The 17,831-nt window shown below is 31.2% G+C and carries 21 protein-coding genes; all 21 read right to left on the reverse strand.

All coding sequences use genetic code 11. The features are described 5' to 3' along the window. A complete protein-coding gene (locus tag SLW70_RS10230) occupies positions 1-1,023 on the reverse strand; it encodes an NAD(P)/FAD-dependent oxidoreductase (protein WP_320888251.1) in 1,023 nt (340 codons plus the stop codon). A 139-nt stretch (positions 1,024-1,162) separates the two neighbouring features. Next, positions 1,163-1,384, reverse strand: coding sequence for a hypothetical protein (locus tag SLW70_RS10235; RefSeq protein ID WP_320888252.1), 222 nt, complete (start codon positions 1,382-1,384; stop codon positions 1,163-1,165). Between the two features lie 88 nt (positions 1,385-1,472). Continuing rightward, positions 1,473-2,333, reverse strand: coding sequence for a helix-turn-helix transcriptional regulator (locus tag SLW70_RS10240; RefSeq protein ID WP_320888253.1), 861 nt, complete (start codon positions 2,331-2,333; stop codon positions 1,473-1,475). Between the two features lie 176 nt (positions 2,334-2,509). After that, on the reverse strand, positions 2,510-2,779 hold the full coding sequence (locus tag SLW70_RS10245) for a DUF5655 domain-containing protein (RefSeq protein WP_320891785.1): 270 nt from the start codon (positions 2,777-2,779) through the stop codon (positions 2,510-2,512). A 34-nt stretch (positions 2,780-2,813) separates the two neighbouring features. Next, entirely contained in the window at positions 2,814-3,902 is a 1,089-nt protein-coding gene (locus SLW70_RS10250; RefSeq protein ID WP_320888254.1) for an MBL fold metallo-hydrolase, read from the reverse strand. A 9-nt stretch (positions 3,903-3,911) separates the two neighbouring features. Further along, the gene (gene avs2, locus SLW70_RS10255) at positions 3,912-8,165 is read right to left on the reverse strand and encodes an AVAST type 2 anti-phage system protein Avs2 (RefSeq protein WP_320888255.1); all 4,254 of its coding nucleotides are present in this window, start codon (positions 8,163-8,165) and stop codon (positions 3,912-3,914) included. 488 nt (positions 8,166-8,653) lie between these two features. Next, positions 8,654-9,901, reverse strand: coding sequence for a HipA domain-containing protein (locus tag SLW70_RS10260; protein ID WP_320888256.1), 1,248 nt, complete (start codon positions 9,899-9,901; stop codon positions 8,654-8,656). A gap of 352 nt (positions 9,902-10,253) precedes the next feature. After that, positions 10,254-10,547 (reverse strand): helix-turn-helix transcriptional regulator, encoded by a 294-nt coding sequence (locus tag SLW70_RS10265; protein WP_320888257.1) that lies wholly within the window; start codon positions 10,545-10,547, stop codon positions 10,254-10,256. A 350-nt stretch (positions 10,548-10,897) separates the two neighbouring features. Beyond that, the gene (locus tag SLW70_RS10270) at positions 10,898-11,032 is read right to left on the reverse strand and encodes a hypothetical protein (protein WP_320888258.1); all 135 of its coding nucleotides are present in this window, start codon (positions 11,030-11,032) and stop codon (positions 10,898-10,900) included. Between the two features lie 7 nt (positions 11,033-11,039). Continuing rightward, positions 11,040-11,426 carry a DinB family protein gene (locus SLW70_RS10275; protein ID WP_320888259.1) on the reverse strand — a complete coding sequence of 129 codons (387 nt, stop codon included), beginning with the start codon at positions 11,424-11,426 and terminating at the stop codon, positions 11,040-11,042. A 17-nt stretch (positions 11,427-11,443) separates the two neighbouring features. Continuing rightward, a complete protein-coding gene (locus SLW70_RS10280) occupies positions 11,444-12,187 on the reverse strand; it encodes an SDR family oxidoreductase (protein WP_320888260.1) in 744 nt (247 codons plus the stop codon). Between the two features lie 18 nt (positions 12,188-12,205). Further along, positions 12,206-12,715, reverse strand: coding sequence for an acyl-CoA thioesterase (locus tag SLW70_RS10285; protein ID WP_320888261.1), 510 nt, complete (start codon positions 12,713-12,715; stop codon positions 12,206-12,208). A 21-nt stretch (positions 12,716-12,736) separates the two neighbouring features. Further along, entirely contained in the window at positions 12,737-13,549 is an 813-nt protein-coding gene (locus SLW70_RS10290; protein ID WP_320888262.1) for an isocitrate lyase/phosphoenolpyruvate mutase family protein, read from the reverse strand. Continuing rightward, entirely contained in the window at positions 13,533-14,069 is a 537-nt protein-coding gene (locus tag SLW70_RS10295) for a DinB family protein (protein ID WP_320888263.1), read from the reverse strand. The genes SLW70_RS10290 and SLW70_RS10295 overlap by 17 nt, the downstream gene beginning before the upstream one ends. Beyond that, positions 14,062-14,640: a DUF1572 domain-containing protein gene (locus SLW70_RS10300; protein ID WP_320888264.1), complete on the reverse strand. Its 579-nt coding sequence runs from the start codon at positions 14,638-14,640 to the stop codon at positions 14,062-14,064. The genes SLW70_RS10295 and SLW70_RS10300 overlap by 8 nt, the downstream gene beginning before the upstream one ends. A 32-nt stretch (positions 14,641-14,672) precedes the next feature. Further along, the gene (locus SLW70_RS10305) at positions 14,673-14,954 is read right to left on the reverse strand and encodes an antibiotic biosynthesis monooxygenase (protein WP_320888265.1); all 282 of its coding nucleotides are present in this window, start codon (positions 14,952-14,954) and stop codon (positions 14,673-14,675) included. 64 nt (positions 14,955-15,018) lie between these two features. Next, positions 15,019-15,612: a TetR/AcrR family transcriptional regulator gene (locus SLW70_RS10310; protein ID WP_320888266.1), complete on the reverse strand. Its 594-nt coding sequence runs from the start codon at positions 15,610-15,612 to the stop codon at positions 15,019-15,021. 182 nt (positions 15,613-15,794) lie between these two features. Next, positions 15,795-16,160 (reverse strand): hypothetical protein, encoded by a 366-nt coding sequence (locus tag SLW70_RS10315; RefSeq protein WP_320888267.1) that lies wholly within the window; start codon positions 16,158-16,160, stop codon positions 15,795-15,797. Between the two features lie 8 nt (positions 16,161-16,168). Continuing rightward, a complete protein-coding gene (locus SLW70_RS10320; protein ID WP_320888268.1) occupies positions 16,169-16,702 on the reverse strand; it encodes a dihydrofolate reductase family protein in 534 nt (177 codons plus the stop codon). 44 nt (positions 16,703-16,746) lie between these two features. Continuing rightward, a complete protein-coding gene (locus tag SLW70_RS10325) occupies positions 16,747-17,133 on the reverse strand; it encodes a VOC family protein (protein ID WP_320888269.1) in 387 nt (128 codons plus the stop codon). A gap of 65 nt (positions 17,134-17,198) precedes the next feature. Beyond that, positions 17,199-17,540: an NAD(+)--rifampin ADP-ribosyltransferase gene (locus SLW70_RS16695; protein ID WP_414458252.1), complete on the reverse strand. Its 342-nt coding sequence runs from the start codon at positions 17,538-17,540 to the stop codon at positions 17,199-17,201. Between the last annotated feature and the right edge of the window lie 291 nt (positions 17,541-17,831).

Here is a 17,831-nt window from a genome sequence, read left to right on the forward strand (position 1 = left end):
TTAAAACTGTTCGAAAATCATTTTCTTACTTACTGCCATTCCAGTTGCTGTACCCATTGCAACTGCATTTGCCACCGTTCTTAATCGAGTTGTATTATCACCACAGGCATAGATCCCCTCAACGGATGTTTCTTGAAATGCATTAACTTTTATGTAACCCTCATCGTTTATTGTACATCCTAATGCTTCTGGAATGGCACAATGTTGAACAAATGGTCTTGGAGCATATAATGCCGTTAAGGGTGATTTTGTACCATCTTTAAATACTAAATTTTGAATATAGCCTTTGATGTGTTCAATATTATCAATTTCCTTTTCAATAATACTGATATTATGTTTTTTCAATTTATTTTGTTGCTCTTTTATCAATGTTGATTTACCATTGGTAAAAATTTTTAAATCAGAAGTCCAATTGGAGATTAGTATTGAAAATTCATAGGCATAGTCTCCATTAGCTAGAATTCCTGTTTTGGTATTTCTTACTTCATAACCATGACAGTAGGGACAGTGTATTACAGAAATTCCCCAAGATTCGGCAAAGCCCTCAATTTGTGGCATACTATCTTTTATGCCTGTTGCAAATATTAATTTTGATGCACGGAATTTTTCTCCCTTTTCAGTAGTGATTTCGAAACCATTTTCAAATTTAGAACCGCTTGTAGCAATACCATTGAAAAATTCAACATTTGGATATTCTTCTACTTGTTTTTTTCCTAAATCAGCTATTGCCTTGGGTGTATTTCCGTCTTGTGTCAAAAAATTATGGGAATGTGGTGTTTGAGCATTGCAAGGTTTGCCACTATCTATAATTAAAACCTTTTTCAATGCTCTTCCTAATGCCATTCCAGCGGCTAAGCCAGAGTAGCTTCCTCCAATAATGATTACATCAAATTGTTTCGTCTTTGTTTTCATACTATTTTTTTTAAATGGAAATGGAAAAGTGATTGCTAGTAAACCAAATCCTGCTTGTTTAATAAATTTTCTTCGTGCTATGTTTTGCTGACTAATTATAGATGTTTCCATTTTATTTAGTAATTGGTACTTTTTTCAAAATAAGAGCTGTGAAGTATAACCCAAACCCATAAACAAGATGTATCAAAATAATTTTTGTCACAAGGTAACCTGATTCAGGTAATTTAGAGAATCCTATCATATTCAAAAATTAGTTTATGTCTTTTTGTCCAAATTGGCGCAGTATATAATCTACAAATGGAACTCCTATAAATACAATCCAAGGAACTAGTACAATCGTTAAAATAAATGTTCGTTGGTATAACGGTAATACTGCTAACTCCTTAGCAAATAGGAATAAAAAGAGTGTAATTGACGGATATATGGCTAGCCATATTTTTATGGAGGCCATTAGTTTCATTTTTGTTTTCATAATAATTTCCTTTTTTAATAATTTCATAAGTCAAAATTAGTTCGAAAAAAAATCTTTTTGATAGGACAAAAATGAGGATGGATAGGACTTATTTTGAGTTTTGCCTAAATGATTCGGGAGATAAATTAGTGTGTTTTTTAAAAAAGCGTGTAAAATACGATGCATCCTCATAACCTAGATGATAGGCTATTTGACTAACTTGATTTGAGGTTGCCAATAATTGCCGTTTTGCTTCAAGGATGATATAATCATTAATGATTTCTGAAGGTGTTTTATTTAGTAATGACTTTGTAATAGCACTCAGCTGATAGGAAGATAGGTTTAGTAAATTTGTATATTGAGAAACTTGCTTGTAGGTTGTACTATTAGTTTCGACTAGTTCCAAAAAGTGCTCTAGTTTTTCTTGCACATAAGAGTTAGTAGACACTGAAGGCATTATTTTATTTTGTCTTTGTCGCAATAGTTCAATTAGAAAAATACTAAGATTGGCCTTAAGAACTTCCTGATAGCCTTTAATTTTCTCAGTATATTCTTTTAAAGATTCCTTCAAAATGGACTCGATTTTATTAAATCCGTCCAGATCCAGATTGTAATTATTGTATTGGATTAGTTTGGTTAAATGATTTTGGGATGCGTTATTATGAGAATATAAAAAATCTAAATTGAATTGGATTAAGTATCCAGTACTGTTGGCTTTTAATAAAAGCTGGTGTACTTGTCCTGGTCGCATCATGAAAACGGTATGGTCTGTTATTTCGTAGTTTGTAAAATCAATCTCGTGATTTCCTGCACCTTTCTTGATTATCAATATATAAAAAAAGTCATGTCTGTGCAGTTGTTGTTCCATATCTTTATCAGTCAATAAAGGAGTTATATCTCTAATACTAAAACTACTGGAAAGTTTAGGTTCATTTTGTTCAGCAATATGACGTACTGGAATATTTTTCATAATGATAAAGAATGAAATTATGGTACATAATCTATTAATCAAAGATAATTAAGTTTGAAGAAAGCTAAACTCAATTTTTATTTGAATTTTGTTTTGATAATTATTGAGAAAAAAAATAATATGTAAACGCAGAAGGATTCGAAGCTTCGACAGCCTGCTTAGTAGGCAGGTGCTCTTTACAGTATCGTTTGTTTGACCAAACTCATAATGTACTCTAACTGTGAGGTGTCTTTTACGACTACTTCATAATCACCATTACCCCAATGTCCCGTTTCTGAAACGTCTTTCATTAATCCTTTGGAATCATCTAATTGTCCTTTTTTGAGATTAATAAAGATTTTGATTCCTTTTTTTAGGATTACAATATCGGCAATGTTTTTATTCTTTTTGAAAGCGATGTATAGTTTTTTAGGAACAATTTCAATATCATCCGTTAGGTTAAAAATGGCATTTTAATATACCGTCTAACTATTTGTTTATTTACTCGATTTCTATCAGGTTAATGGCCACAGACCTTTTGTCAGAATAAAACACTTCAAAATTATGTTCCTTAAAAGTGTTTTCATTTTCCACATTAAAAATACTTCTCAAAGTTTGATTATCATAAGTAAAATGAAACTTATATTTTGAGTCTTTACGTCGTTGTTTATTTCTTAAAATTCTGGCAATACATTCTTTAGAAGGCAGATTGTGTTTATTTTCTCCATTGACGCTAAATAGATAGTTTTTGCATTCAATCAAATCATAAAGTGCATTACTGTTATTTCCTTTACTACCATGGTGTGTAACTTTGACCCAATCGCAAACTATTTTATTTTCTTTACTAAATCCCATTTTTGTTAATGAGTTTACAATGTCAGTGGGATGAGAATCTGCTAACCAAAGTATTTTTTTATTATTGTATTCTGTAAGAACTGAAATACTACTTCCATTTTCAACAGAATCATCTTCTTTCCATTTATTTAAATTAAAATCATTGATAAGTGTCTTGTAGTCATTTTGTTTTGGAGCAACCGCATCGCTTATTTTTTCATCTTCTTCTCTTTCAAGTGATTTATTACTCTCTAATGGATATTTTAATCTTAAATCATTTATTTTTTTTTGTGTTGGAGATAAGATTGTTAATTTCAAACCATAAAGATCTATTGGCTCAATTGAATTCGTTATATCATAATCCAAAAGCTTATTGTTTGATTTTAAATATTCATAGAATGTATCTCCCTGGCTTATACTTTTAAATTCACTAATGCTCTTTGCTGATTCTTTGAAGTCATAAATCCTAGGCGGGTTATAAAAATATTGGTTAACAATATCACTATATTCACCATCATTGACAGTATCAATATATTTAACTACACCGCCAATATGATCATCGTGAATATGTGAAATAATCCATAAATCAATTATTTCATTATTGTCAATAATATTCTGAATCTCATTCTCTAAAACATGCCGAAACGTTCTTTCGTAACCAGAATCAATAAAAACGTTATGATATTTATTATCATTTCCTAAAAACCTGATACATGAAGCATCTCCACACTCTGCTTGAAAAAATTTGATTTCCATACTATAAAACTATTGTTCGTTAAAAGAATTAGTTTGACCTTTAATAATACCGTCTTCAAGATAATAGACACCACTCAACCGCTTATAAAAATTATTCTTCCAATTTGAATGATAAGACATTTTTTCACCTAACACTGTCCAAATTACTTCCAAATTATTTGAATCTAGAAATTTTAAAAATTCTTTTTTTCTTATCATTACTCCTCTATATTTATTGTTAGTTACGATAATTTCATTCAATTCATTTTTAAATTGCCCATCAATTGATGCATATTGTAAATTCATCCCCTCAAAAATTGTTTTGCAAGGCATATCATAACTAAATTGAGCTCCAGATTTATCATCACTCATATTACCAACTGCATTTGTAGAAGCAATTATAACTTTTAAGTTTGTGTCTCGTATTGTACTCCATTTTAATTCTTCATCACTATCAAAATACGCTGGTGACCAAAATTTCTCTCTATTTATTAATTTACTATAATCGCTACTTTCAGGCATCCAATTTCCCCAAAAATTTTGTTGAACAAGCCAGCTAATTATTTTCTTTTTATGATTTTTGTTAACCAAATAACCTTGTGTTTTATAAAAAATTTCTTTTCGTTGAACTTCGTATTTATCTTCACCTATAGGCTTTGGTTCATCCCAAGAAGTAAACTTTTTTAAGTAAAGCCAATCCTCGTTTTGTAAATCTTTTTTTTCTAAAACATCCTTAAGATTTGGCAAATCTTCTAATTTTTCAATCCAGTCAGAGTTGGGTTGTTTCCAATATTTATAATCTAAATCCTCCCACCATTCTTTTTCCCCATTTAGAATACCTAAATCATCACTTTCTTCATCTTCTTCAATATTTTTAACTATGAATGCCGGATCAATATCTCTAATGTACATTTGCCAAGAGCCTTTGTAAAACTCATATTTTTTATCATTACTCCAGCTAAATTTACTAAGCTTATAATTGTCTGAAATTATCGCTAGAATTTCAAATAATGCTATTCGTTGGTATTTTTTTCCAATTCGGTCAATTTTATTATCACTTCTATAATTGTGTCTGCTGACTTGATCGTCATACTGACCGTGCCATTTATGGTTATAACCAAGTTTAAATACTCTATCAATAATCCAATACTTAAAAGAGTTAATATCCGTTTTATTTAATCTCGAATCATTAAATCGGTATTTTGCTTTTAAGAATGGAAGTACTTTATTCTGTATATATAATTTTTCTTCAGCTTCAAAAACATCCTCAATTAGCTTTAAAATTTCATCTAAAAATCTAAAAATCGTTTCTAATTGAGACTTATATTTATCATCTCCAATTGTATGCGTCAAATGATATTTGTTTTTCTTTGTAGAAGCTTTTGCTTTTAAAATGCTAATAAAAGTTCGTAAAAACTTTTTCTTATCATTACTTAATGAACTATAAAATGATTTATATTCTGTTTCGAATGTAAAACTTGTTGGAGCAAAATCATCCAAACAACCATCAATATGCTTACTAAAATCCCCAAAACCTGTTACAGAGTGATATATTCTATTGTTCATTAATCTATCATCTTTTTTAGATTTAGGATCATTATATGGGAAATTGTATTTTAATATTTCTTCTTTAGAAGGCAATCGTTCAGGGAGATTGCTTCTATACGGAGGTCTAATAAGATTGACGTCTATTTTTATTTTTGAATTTTTATAAATGGCATATTCAATTGTATTTCGAGCATAATCTCTCAATAAAATATGTTTTGGAGAATTTCCGTTTTTAAAAACTGAATTATAAACAAACGATGCTATTTTATTTATAGAATCGATATTTTCGGTTCTTAAAACGCAACCATAAGCAATAGCATATAATCTTTCGGATATATATAAATCATCAATCCTTTTAAATGTTTTCAAGATTTGAATCAAGGCATCTGGTTGCTGTTCTAAAAGATTGACCATCGCTTTAGTTGTTTGATCTCTTAATTTACGATTAGTGCTTGATAAAACCCAAGCCAATGTTTGTCCAGTAAGTCTTGTTGTCTCAAAGTCTAATTTACTTGAAATATAAGGAGTCCAAGCCCAATCTATTAATCTACGGAGAGGACTTGCATTATTTTCATCAATAAAACCATTAAAAAGTCTTAAATGTTGTTGCCAAAAACTATCTCTTTGGGACATTTTATAACTTTTTAAAATTCTAAATAATCTATCACTATTAAACGGATGCCCAATAACCGTTGATAATTCAGTTAGTTTATAAAAATAATCATCATCAGAGACACGGAAGTAATCTCCTCTAAACCAATTGACCAGTTTTTCATTATCAATACTCTCAATTTTCCTCCAATTCAAACTGTCTAATAAAAACCTGTTTAATTCTCCAATGACATGATATTTATAATGTTTATCCTCATCAAATTCAAAGTACCAGTCAAAAACCTCAAAAATCTCAAGATTAAATTTTTCAGGTAGTAGAATAGAAAATGCTTCTAAAATTCCGTTATTATACCAATATCCATTTCTATCTGAAAGTAATTTTCCAAATTCATTTTCATTTTTAAAAGATTCTATAACTTCCGATTGATTTTTGAATTTCTTTAATACCTCATCAGCAACGTAAAAGTCACCAAATCGCTGATAAGCAAAGTATACTATTTCTTCTGTTTGATTACTTTTATAGTTCCTTTGAGGGTTTGTTATAAATATGTTTTCTTCAATCAAATCATTTAATAAAAGTTTATTGTCAGGAAATTCTAATTTTAATAAAGCCCTTACATCTTTTAAAAGCAATGAATTATTTTCGTTATTGTAATTTGCAAAAGCAACTTTATGAATTGCTTCTAGAACAACATTAGAATATTTATACTCATCACGTTTTTTCTGAAACTTTAAATTTATTGAGTTGATGTAGATTTCAAATATTTTGCTTACTCCTTGAAAACCTTGAGGGAAAGTTTTATCTGGAGTATCTTTAATAGCATTACAGATTAGTTGCAAAAACAAAGGTTTTGTGAATTCGGGTGCAAGTATTGGAAAATGTGGTTGTTTTAAGTCATGGAATTCACAAAACAATTTAAGTGCTGCATATTCATTTCCTTTGAAACCTTCGTGATTCTTAAATGTTATGACAGAGTTGTTTTTTACATTTTCAGGGATTACAAAATCCAAATAGGTAGTTCTAATAGTTAAAACTAAACCAACAAAAGGGTATTGATGAAATTCATTTATGAAACCAGCAATTTGTGGTTCCCACAAATTTGCTCCCGCACCTTCATTTATGGCATCAATCAATACCAACACTCTCGAACCAATGTGTTTCCCTATGTTATTTAAAGTTTCTAATAGTTGCTTATTTGTACAAGAAATTGATAAACTAGAATTGATGTTTTCCCAAATATTCTTGTTTTCTACAAAATGCTGTCCAAGTAATAACAATGTAGGTAAATTCCTTTCGATTCTTGTTTTTGCAATGTCTCCAAGTAAATGTGATTTTCCATTTCCAGCATCACCTTTAATTATTAGATATGGATTATTAGCTAAATTGACATTTATTTTGTTCGAAATAGAATCAATAAATTCATTATTACCATGCTCAATTTCTCTTAATCTGCTAATTTCTTCTTCATAAGGAGGTCGATAGCTGTAATCTTTTTGGATGTCTTTATTTTTTTTCTCTTCTTCTCGTTGTAATTTATAAAGTTCACTTGTTTTTATTTCAATTTCTTCATTGAGTTTGTCTATCGAATTAAATATCCAATTTACCTCTATTTTTTCAGTAACTAAATTTTCTTGTTTCTTTATCCAATCTGTTACTTTTTGCTTTAGCTCATCATAATCATATTCAATTTTATCAAGATGGACATTATTCGTTATTTTTCTATAGCCTTTCTCTAAAATCCATTTATCTACTATATTTAAAAACCGTTTAAAGAATAAATTATCTTTTGCAATATCATTGAAAATTTTTGCAATAGGTAGTTGAAAATTCAAACTTTCATTAAATCTTGGACCTAAATCTTTAATTGCATTTTGAATATGTTTATTAAAAAACTTAGGGGTTAATCCGTAATTCCCAAAATAACTGAAAGATATTTTTGTGAAATAATTTTTATCTAAAAGTTCATTTACAGTTTCTATATATTGACAATAGATTACTTTTCCTTTTTCTTTAGGTCTAAATCTTGTGAAAATACCATATAAATATATTTCTTCATCAGCAATTAAAAAAACACCACTTCCAGAAAAACCCCGTGTACTATATTCTGAATAATCTTCTTTCATTTGTAGTTGAAATCTAGAATCAATATTTTGATCCCAAGTTGGATACAGAACCGCCAATTCTTCTCCAAAAGTGGCTTTAGGGAAGCCCTTTGTTATGAAACCACTGTAAGTGCTTCTTTCTTTAACGCAAGATATTTTTGGAATTTCACCGATTATATTTTCAACATTTTTTTTGTCTAAAATTAAGATCGCAACATCTTTTTTTTCAGAAGTAAAAAGTAAATCTGAATTTACCTGAACTTTGATTGTTTCATAATCAGAGAAATTAGATTTTAATAAATCAATACAGATTTCATTTCGTGGATTTTGGAATTTATCCCCATCTATAAACAGACAATGTGAAGCTGTTAGTATGTAAACTTTATCCTTTAAGTTATCTTGATAGTATATGACACCACTACCAATGTAATCATTATTCTGGTAATCTTTTAATCTAACAGTTAAAGCTGTAATTATTTTATCGAAAGATGATTCTATCATAATTATGTTTAAAAATTAAATGCTTTATTCATCAATTCCTGTTCTACTCTTGAAATCCCTATTTCTTTGGCAATGGTTTTCCAATTGCTTGTTACTTTAAGAACTTCTTTTATAATTATATCCATCTGATTCTTGTTTAATCTGAAATATTCGCCCACACTTTTTACTAAATCTAAATCGAGTGCATTGTTATCCATATCAATGTTTAGGGCTAAGCCGTCTTTGTCTATCGAAGGATTAAGGTCATATGCTGGGGATAAAATCCAACCTTCATTAGTTAATATAAAACCGTGGTTGCGTAGATGGTCGTCTGTATTTGAAATAGCAATATTGAAAACGATTCTTCGCCATAGTTGGTGTAGATTAGCTTCTACATTAGCACCATGATTACTAATAAATTCAGCAATGTCCAAATAGCTTGCCTGATTGTCTCGAATGGTATCTTCATTGTTCGCTGTCATGGTCATTGCAGAAGCAAAGTGAATTCTTTCTCCGTTTTCTCTATCAAATCGTTTGGTGAAAAAAGTATGGTGGTTGCCCCTAATTTTTTCTATACGGCATGGTGCCATTTCAACTCCTGCTTTGATTGCTAATTGATAGGCTAGGAATTCCCAAGCTGCTTTATCGATAGTGTCTGTTTTGGATGGAAATTTGGCAATCCAAAGACTTTTGTCGCTGTCTAGAATATTGGCTTTTGGTCTTGCTCCCCCTAATGAAGAACCAGGAGCCATCAATACTGTTAACCATTTATTGACTTCTTCGTTGTCGTTGTCATTTTCGAAAATGGATGCTGCCTTTTGTAACTCTCGGATAGAAGACCAAGGAGGAGTAGAAGTGGTTTTATTATTGTCTAAGAAATCGCCTTGTGGATCTGTTTTAAAACGCAAGGCTCCCATACGGCTTTCGTCATAGACGCCTAAAAGAAAATCAATATCATAAAGCGTTTTTGGTTTTTCGTTATTTTCTCTAGCTAATTGTGCTTCTCTGCGTTTCATTAGTGTGCGTCCCCAAGTGTCGGGCATACTGTCTAGAAAAATTCCGAAGTTTTCTTTTTGGTTTGGGTATTGTGGACCACCATAGAGTTGGATGTCTGGGTCTAGAAGAAACTTCTGTTCTGTTTTGAGCCAGTTTTTATCGTATTCAAAGCTGAATGCTTTTTTGCCTTTGGCTTGTTGTGCTGATAAAATGCCTATTAGTTTAGGGTCTTGCATGCCTTTCCAGTGGGCGTAAATGTATATGTAGGTTTTTGTTGACATATTTTGTTTGATATGATTAGATTATTACAGATCTTCAATTAATACCAATAGTTTGTCTTAAAAGTAAAAATTAGTTTTACCTATTTTCTTTTTTGCTTGATCAAAAAAGAAACAAAAAAATATTCATGCGCATTTATTGTTTTTTTTTGTATTCATGAATCTTCGATTTCAAGTCTAACGCTTTCTCGTCGGTCAAATTAGTTTTCGAAAACTAAAAGAAAAGAACTCGCTACGCTCAAACAGCTTTTCTTTTTACGTATTCTTCAAACATTTGACACTCGACTGCGAAAGCTAAGGACAGTCGATTATCGTAAATTACAACATCATTTTTAATACATTTTTTGTATTAAAACTATTTTAGCAGTTCGAGGTCTTGGAGTTTTCTTCCTAATTCATCGTCTGCAGCAAGTTTTAGGAAGTCGTCTTGTAGTCCCAAAACGCGAAGTACATTGAAATAAGCTCCCATTGCCACACTTGAGTTTCCTAACTCGATTAGGTGTAAAGTAGATCGAGATATATCGGCTCTCTCAGCTATTTGTATCATAGTGAGTTTTCTTCTTTTACGAGCCATCTTTATATTTTCACCCATCTGTTCCAATATCTTTTCGTATTTTGGAAAAACGGATTGCTTTTTACTAGTTGCCATACTTAATGTCTGTTATTATGGACAAATATAGTTTTTATGTTTGAAATAACAAACATATTTATTTTGTCGTTTGGGTGTAACATTGGTGTAAGTATGATTTATTTCTGAAAATTAGTAGCATTCAAAGTGTCCAAATAGGACTTTAATTGGTATAATTCAATCAAACCGTTTTAGTCAGCTTGGAGTGGGTCTATCGCGATAAAAGTAATATGATTCGCAAATGCTATTTCACCGATTAAGTACTCGATGCTTTTAATTGACAGCATTTTATTTTTATAGCTATTGATTCTTTTTTGGTTCACTGATAATTGTTTAGTAACGTTTCTTTATGTAAAAACTATAAAGCGTAATCATTTTGATTGAAGGATGGTTAGGTATTCAATCCAAGGACCTACTTCTTTTTTGTATTGCTTTGCCAATATTCGGGTGATTTGTGCAATATGATTCAAATCATGTACCATCCAAGTTGCGATTAGTTGTGCCAAAGTGACTTCACCAAATATCGTATGAACTCCTTTTTTTTTCTAAATCTTTTGTAGTGATTTTTTTTGATTTTAAATACTGTATGTTCTCTTTTCTAAGTTGGACAAATTCCTCAAGTAAATCCTCCATCGTTTTTCCGTTACTATTTTTAAACTGGACTAAGCGGTCATACGGAGGAAATGATTTATCTGAATTATTAGAGAGTATAGTTGTTACTCGAGGAATCCAATCCGTTTTTTCACCGTGAATTAGATGACCAAGTACATCAAATGCTGACCAAGAATTATTTCCTTCATTCAAAAGCACCCAATCTTCTGATATATTATTCAGTAAAGAATATATGGTAGTAGGCGTCCTTTCTAGTATTTCGATTGATTTATCTAAGTCGAATTTCATGCTTATTAAGATTTGATTTATTTACCTCCTGCGATATCAATAAAGGATCCAGTAACGTATGACGCTTCATCTGAAAGTAGCCATAAGATTGCATTTGCAACTTCGGTTGATGAGCCACCACGTTTCATAGGAATGCTATCTTTTAATCGCTCCACTCTATTTGGCTCGCCTCCATCTGCATGAATATCGGTATAAATAAAGCCTGGACGAACTGCATTTACTCGGATTCCTTCATTTGCTACTTCCTTAGACAAACCTGTGGTAAGTGCATCTATAGCGCCTTTTGTTGCCGCATAATCAATATATTCATTTGGAGCTCCTGTTTTTGAGGCAATTGATGAAACATTTACAATTGCACCGCCATTGCCACCATAAGCAGTTGACATTTGTTTAATTGCTTCTTTTGAGCAAATAAAGCAACTGAAAATATTGGTATTGATGACTCTTTCCAACCTGTCCATTTTTAAATTATCAAGTCGTGATTGATTTTCAAGAATACCCACATTATTAACCAAGGTGTCTATTTTTCCAAAATGAGACACAATGTTTTTAAATAAATCTATTACCTCTTTTTCTTTGGAAACATCAGCTTGAAATGCCACAGCCTTTCCGCCCAGATTTAAAATTTCGGTTACAGTTTTTTCTGCAGCTTCTTTATTCTTTAAGTAATTTACCGCCACATTGTATCCTTTTTGAGCTGCTAATACAGCTGTAGCTGCTCCAATACCACGACTTGCTCCTGTGATTAATACTGTTTTCATACATTTTTTTGCTTAATTCTATTTATTGGTTAAAGAGTAGTGTTTATTGTCTTTAAGAATAGAAGTCAATTGTTTAATCCGGGCTTGTAAATCTGGAATTTGATTGGCTTCTTGGTTTTCAATTGTTTTAGCCCATTTCAAAAAATCGGAGCTATGAAGTTCTTTTTTACCTGTAACCGTGCTTACATGTATCAGCTTGGTTCTCATTATTGCTTTTAAATGATTTTGATTTTCATCCAGCATTATGGCTTCGAAATGTAGAAATTGGTCACATGCAGAAAGTAAAGAAGATTGAATCATTACCATTTCATTATATTTTGCTGGTCGTACATACGCAATTTCGTGACTCCACACTACCCATCCTAAATTGCTTTTATAATACTCACTTAAATCAAATTCATAAAATTGTTTTAAATGATCTTCGCGTGCATTAATAAAATAATCTAAATACTTCGAGTTATTTAAATGACCAAATAAATCACAGTCATTAAAGCGTATTCTGTATGTTGACTGGGGTGTCTTATTCATGATATTTGTTTTTTAGAAGGATTAAATATTTAATAATTCATTAAGTGCATCCGAACTAATTGCTGTTTGCGCAAAATCAAATTTTCCATTTTGATTTAAACTTTTTACTGTTTCGATGAATGACGTCATTGCATGTCTATACAGGGAAGCTCCAAGGCTAATTCTTTTTACACCTATTTTTGATAAACTCTCAAAATCAAGATGGCAATCTTTTAACCCCATCATTACATTTAATGGTTTGTCTATTTCATGCAGTATAGATTGAATGTCTTTTATACTTTTAATACCTGGTGCAAAAAGAACATCAGCACCTGCACTTTGGTACGCTTGTAATCGTTTAATTGTATCTTTTAAGTCAGTTTTGCCAATAGTATAATTATCTGCGCGAGCAGTTAATAAAAAAGGAAAATCTAAACTTGCTATGGCTTCAGTTGCAGCGGTAATTCGTTCAGCAGAAAATTCAATCGAATAGCTCTCGTTATTCTTTACATCTTCAATTGAAGCACCTACGATACCTGTATTTGCAGCTAATTTGATTGTGTCAAAAATCTTTTTAGGTTCATCATAAAACCCATTCCCTAAATCAGCTGATACAGGTAAATTAGTTGCTCTAGAAATTTTTTCAAGGTACTGTAGCACATTATCTAACGGTAATTGATTGTCTGAAACTCCTTCGCTAAAAGCTATCGCTGCACTCGATGTAGCTAATGCTTTGAAGCCTAAATTCTCTACTATTTTCGTTGTGGCTACATCCCAGGGATTTGGAATTATGAACGTGGATTTATCCTCATGGAGTTTTTTAAAAAGTTCCGCTTTTTCAAATTGTGTTTTCATAGTTGAAACGATTAATTGAAATTCTTTTAATCATTTGATGATGATGTTCTACGTGATACATTGTGAAATACAAAACCTCTCGGACACTGATTAAAGAGAGTGCGGGATGAGGACACAGATACTGGTCTAATTCTTTTTCGCTCCAATTGTTGAGTGAATGTATTAAATCTTTTACTAATTTATTTCCGCCTTTGATTAGTTCTTCGTGGTTTAAATCTGTACTGGGTAATAAAGGTGGAGGTGACTTGACTCCATTCTTTATTGCCAAATGGTATTTTTCCACAAGAGCTTCGTAACTGATGGATTTTCCATCGTTCAATCCAAATCTTGATTCTAACATTGGTTTAGGAGTTGATAGAAAGTTTATCAATATTGAAATTGACTTATTGATATGATCCACATTTTCGTTAACTGTCCATTTACCATCAGTTGAACTATTCTTATCTTCATGATTAGAAGCTGTTTTCCAAAAATCAGAATGATTATCTCTAAGTTTGATAATGATGTTTTCTTTATTCATTTTCCTTATTTTTAATTAGATATTCATTTGTAAAATGTTCATTATGTTTGGGCTTTGAAAATTTTTCCGCATTATAAGTTTTTGAATTGCCTTTTGGGATGGAAAGAGAAACCCATTTATCGTCACATATCATTTTACCTAGAAAAACTATTTGTCCTATATGATAAGGATAATGTGCTAATTGGCGATTGATAGCTTCTAAAGTTGTATGCCCTTGATTTCGGATGTAAATAATTGTATTTAAATCTCTAGCAGTTAGGCTTTTTAATGTTGAAAAAAGACAATCCCAGCCACGATTCCAAACTTCAATTAATTCTTCTTTTGTTTGAATATCATTTTCAAATTCAGCATCACGGTTGCGCCAATCTTTCTCACCATCTGAAGTAAGAAAATCTGTCCAACGTGAAAGCATATTTCCGCTAAGATGTTTAACTATTATGGCGATATTGTTGCTTTCATTGTTGTACTTCCAAAATAATTTTTCGTCAGGGATTTGCGCAAAGGTTTTGTCCCCTAACATTTTATAGTATTCAAATTGTTTTATAACGCTATCTAAATAATTTGTATCCATACTATTTCGATTTTAATTGATGTATAAATGATTTATAACACACCTGCTTCTAACTCTTCTAAATATATAAAATCAGGTGATTTTACTCCTGCTTGTTTTCGAATTTCAATCAATTCTGGTGATTCAAAGAATTTCTTTGCATTTTCAATTGAGGACCAGACCGAATAGTGAACAATTTTATTTGGTTCGTTCTCGTATTTAAGAACTTGATAGGAGATTTCACCCGCTTTTTTTCTGATGTCAGAAGCGTTGTCAAATATTTGTTTCCAAACTTTGTAATCTTGAACTTCGTGTATAATTAGTACCTGTTTCATAAGTCAAACTTTTGTTAATCTATATTTAAAATATACCGATTGGTATATTTAAAGTTAAATTTTTTTAAGGTTTCAATTCGTTAATTAATTTTTCTAAATAGGACATACTTACTTTAAGTACTTCGGGATCCCCTGTAACTTTGGCTTGCATCATAGCTCCTTCAATTAAAGACATCATAATAAAAGCAAAATCACTCGCATTGGTAGTACTTTTTACTTCTTGTCGCTCAATACCTCTTTCTATCATTTTTTCTATTGCTTTCTTCCAATTTTTTAAAGCATTAATGACCTTTACTTTTAGAAGTGGATGTGTATCATCAGCTTCGGTAGCGGTATTTAAAATTGGACAGCCAGCTTTTAAAATAGGTAATTCTAAAAATATTTTATATGTTTCAGGATATACTAACAACCGATCTATCGTATTTGTCCTTGCTTCAATCCTTTTACGTAAGTATGCAATAATCTCATTATGGTTATAGTCAAATGCTGCTAATGCTACTTCATCCTTATTTTCAAAATTGCCATAAATACTACCTTTTGTGAGACCTGTAGCCTCTGTGATATCATGCATAGAAGTACCTACAAATCCTTTAGCGTTGAATATAGGAGCTGTTTTTTCTATTATTAATTGTTTGGTACGTTCTGCTTTTGAAATCATCAAATGGTATTATTTTGATGTAAAGATAAAAAAAATAATATACCAATTGGTATATTTTTTAATTTGTTTTACTCTTATTTATTAGTTTTTGTTGGCATGCTATACTATTTATTGTCTCTGTTATGGGTATGTCTAGAACTAAGGTGTGGTGTTCGACTGATCATTAATTAAAATTACGTTATTCATCGCTCTTGCAAATTGAAAACCGTTCCAGCTGGATCTTGAATCCAATGCATATTGGTGGGAAGTTCTTCCAATTCGTCACAAGTTTCCACTCCATTTGATTTTAAATAACCTGTTGCTTCCTCTATGTTTGGAACAGTAAGCTGTAACCAAGTTTCGGAATGGCTATAGTTATCTACACAATCTAGCCAAATAATATTATTCCCGAATTTCACTTCATGTGTTCTAGAAATGGTTGGGTTGTTTATTGGTTTTTCTTCGACTTCCAATTTCAAAATATCTCTATAAAAAGCTACTGTTTTTTCGTATTTACTTTTAGGGACTTTTATGGCGATGTTAATTCCTGCTTCAAATTTTGCACTCATATTGTTTTTTATTTTTTGCGTTTGTAATGTAATTGTGTCAAGCCCGTATCAAACGTTTTTGCCGTCACAAATTCAAGTATTTGCTCAGGTCTTCCGTCTTTAAATAATCGTGTTCCGTTGCCTAATAAAATTGGAATAACTGAAATAATGAGTTCATCAATCAAATCATTTTTTAAAAGCTCATTAATGATTTCAGCTCCACCATCGCAGTAAATAGTTTTGCCAGTTTCATTTTTAAGTTTTTTTACTAATTCATTTAACACCCCTGTGTAAAATTTTACTTTACCAATATCAGACCTTCTTGTTCTTGTAATTACATAAACGTCTCTTTTTCCATTATCATAGTGTGAAGCACCAATTTCCTTAACGACATAATCATATGTTTTTCTCCCAATAATAATAGTGTCAATAGTTGCTGTGAATTCAGCATAACCATAATCCTCTCCTTCTTTTTCTACTATTTTTAAAAAACTTAAGTCATCATTTGGTTTGGCAATATAACCATCTAAACTTGTGGCAATGAAGAGTGATAATTTTCGCATTTGCTCTCTATTTTTATTTTTTTTTCTCTTTTAAAAACAAACGTTTAATTTGTCTGCATACTTACAGCCCAATAATTCCCTGCAAAGTCGTAAAAAGCACCTCTTGTATCCGGATCGTTGGGTTTGTTGATCGGTTTTTCGATTATTTCACAACCGTTTTCGATGGCTTTGTCAAAAGTTTCAAAAACATCGGCAACATACATATGAAGCATCGTTTTGTTTGCTGGATACTCTGGTGTGCTGTTGCTAATCATTAGAATACTATCGTCTAATTTGAGTTCCACATGTGCAATAGTTCCGTTTTCACGATCAAATCTTCTAAATTCAGTTGCATTAAATACGGCTTTGAGCAAGTCAACCAATTTTTGTGCATCATCAACAATTAAATAGGGTGAAAGTGAATTATAATTTTCGGGTTTATACGTTTTCATAATATTAAATTTTTAGAGTGTTGTTTGGTTGGAAGATTATCCGTAATTCTATTGTTATGTAATTATTAGTTTATTATTTCTCCTTTATTATTTTCTAATTTTTCTCGAAATTTTTTGATATCCTCAGGGGACTGCTTTACCCATTCGGTGACTTCTCCAACGATTTTTAGAGGAGCTTCCGAACGATAGGAACGTGAAGGATTACCAGGGAATTTCTTGTCTGTCAAATTCGGGTCGTTTTCATAAATTCCAGTAGGTTCCACAATATAAACTCTTTCATTTCCATCGCCTTTGGCTAAGGCTGCTGCAAGTCCAGCTCCATTCACCAAAGCGGTAAAACATATATGATTCATTTGTAGTTCGGATTTGTAATTGGATTTCCCACCTGCAATTAATAAATCGCCAATTTGTAAATCTGCTCTTGTACCATGATAAAACGGACCTTTATCAGAAGGGTTATTTTGATGAGAACTCGCTAAATTGAAATTCTCAGTTGCTTTGTCTTCATTTTTTAATGCTTTGTGACATTGGGCAATAGTATAATAAAGAGAAGCTAAGGCACTCTTTACAGCATCATTATTTTCTTTCAGGGCAAATTCTAAAGCGGTTTCTAACCAGTTTAATTTGTCAGAAATCGTTTTCTGCTGTCGGGCAATATAATGTGCTGCCAGAAATTTTTCAAAATCATTGGTGGCTAC

This window comes from Flavobacterium sp. NG2 (assembly GCF_034119845.1).
GTDB lineage: Bacteria > Bacteroidota > Bacteroidia > Flavobacteriales > Flavobacteriaceae > Flavobacterium.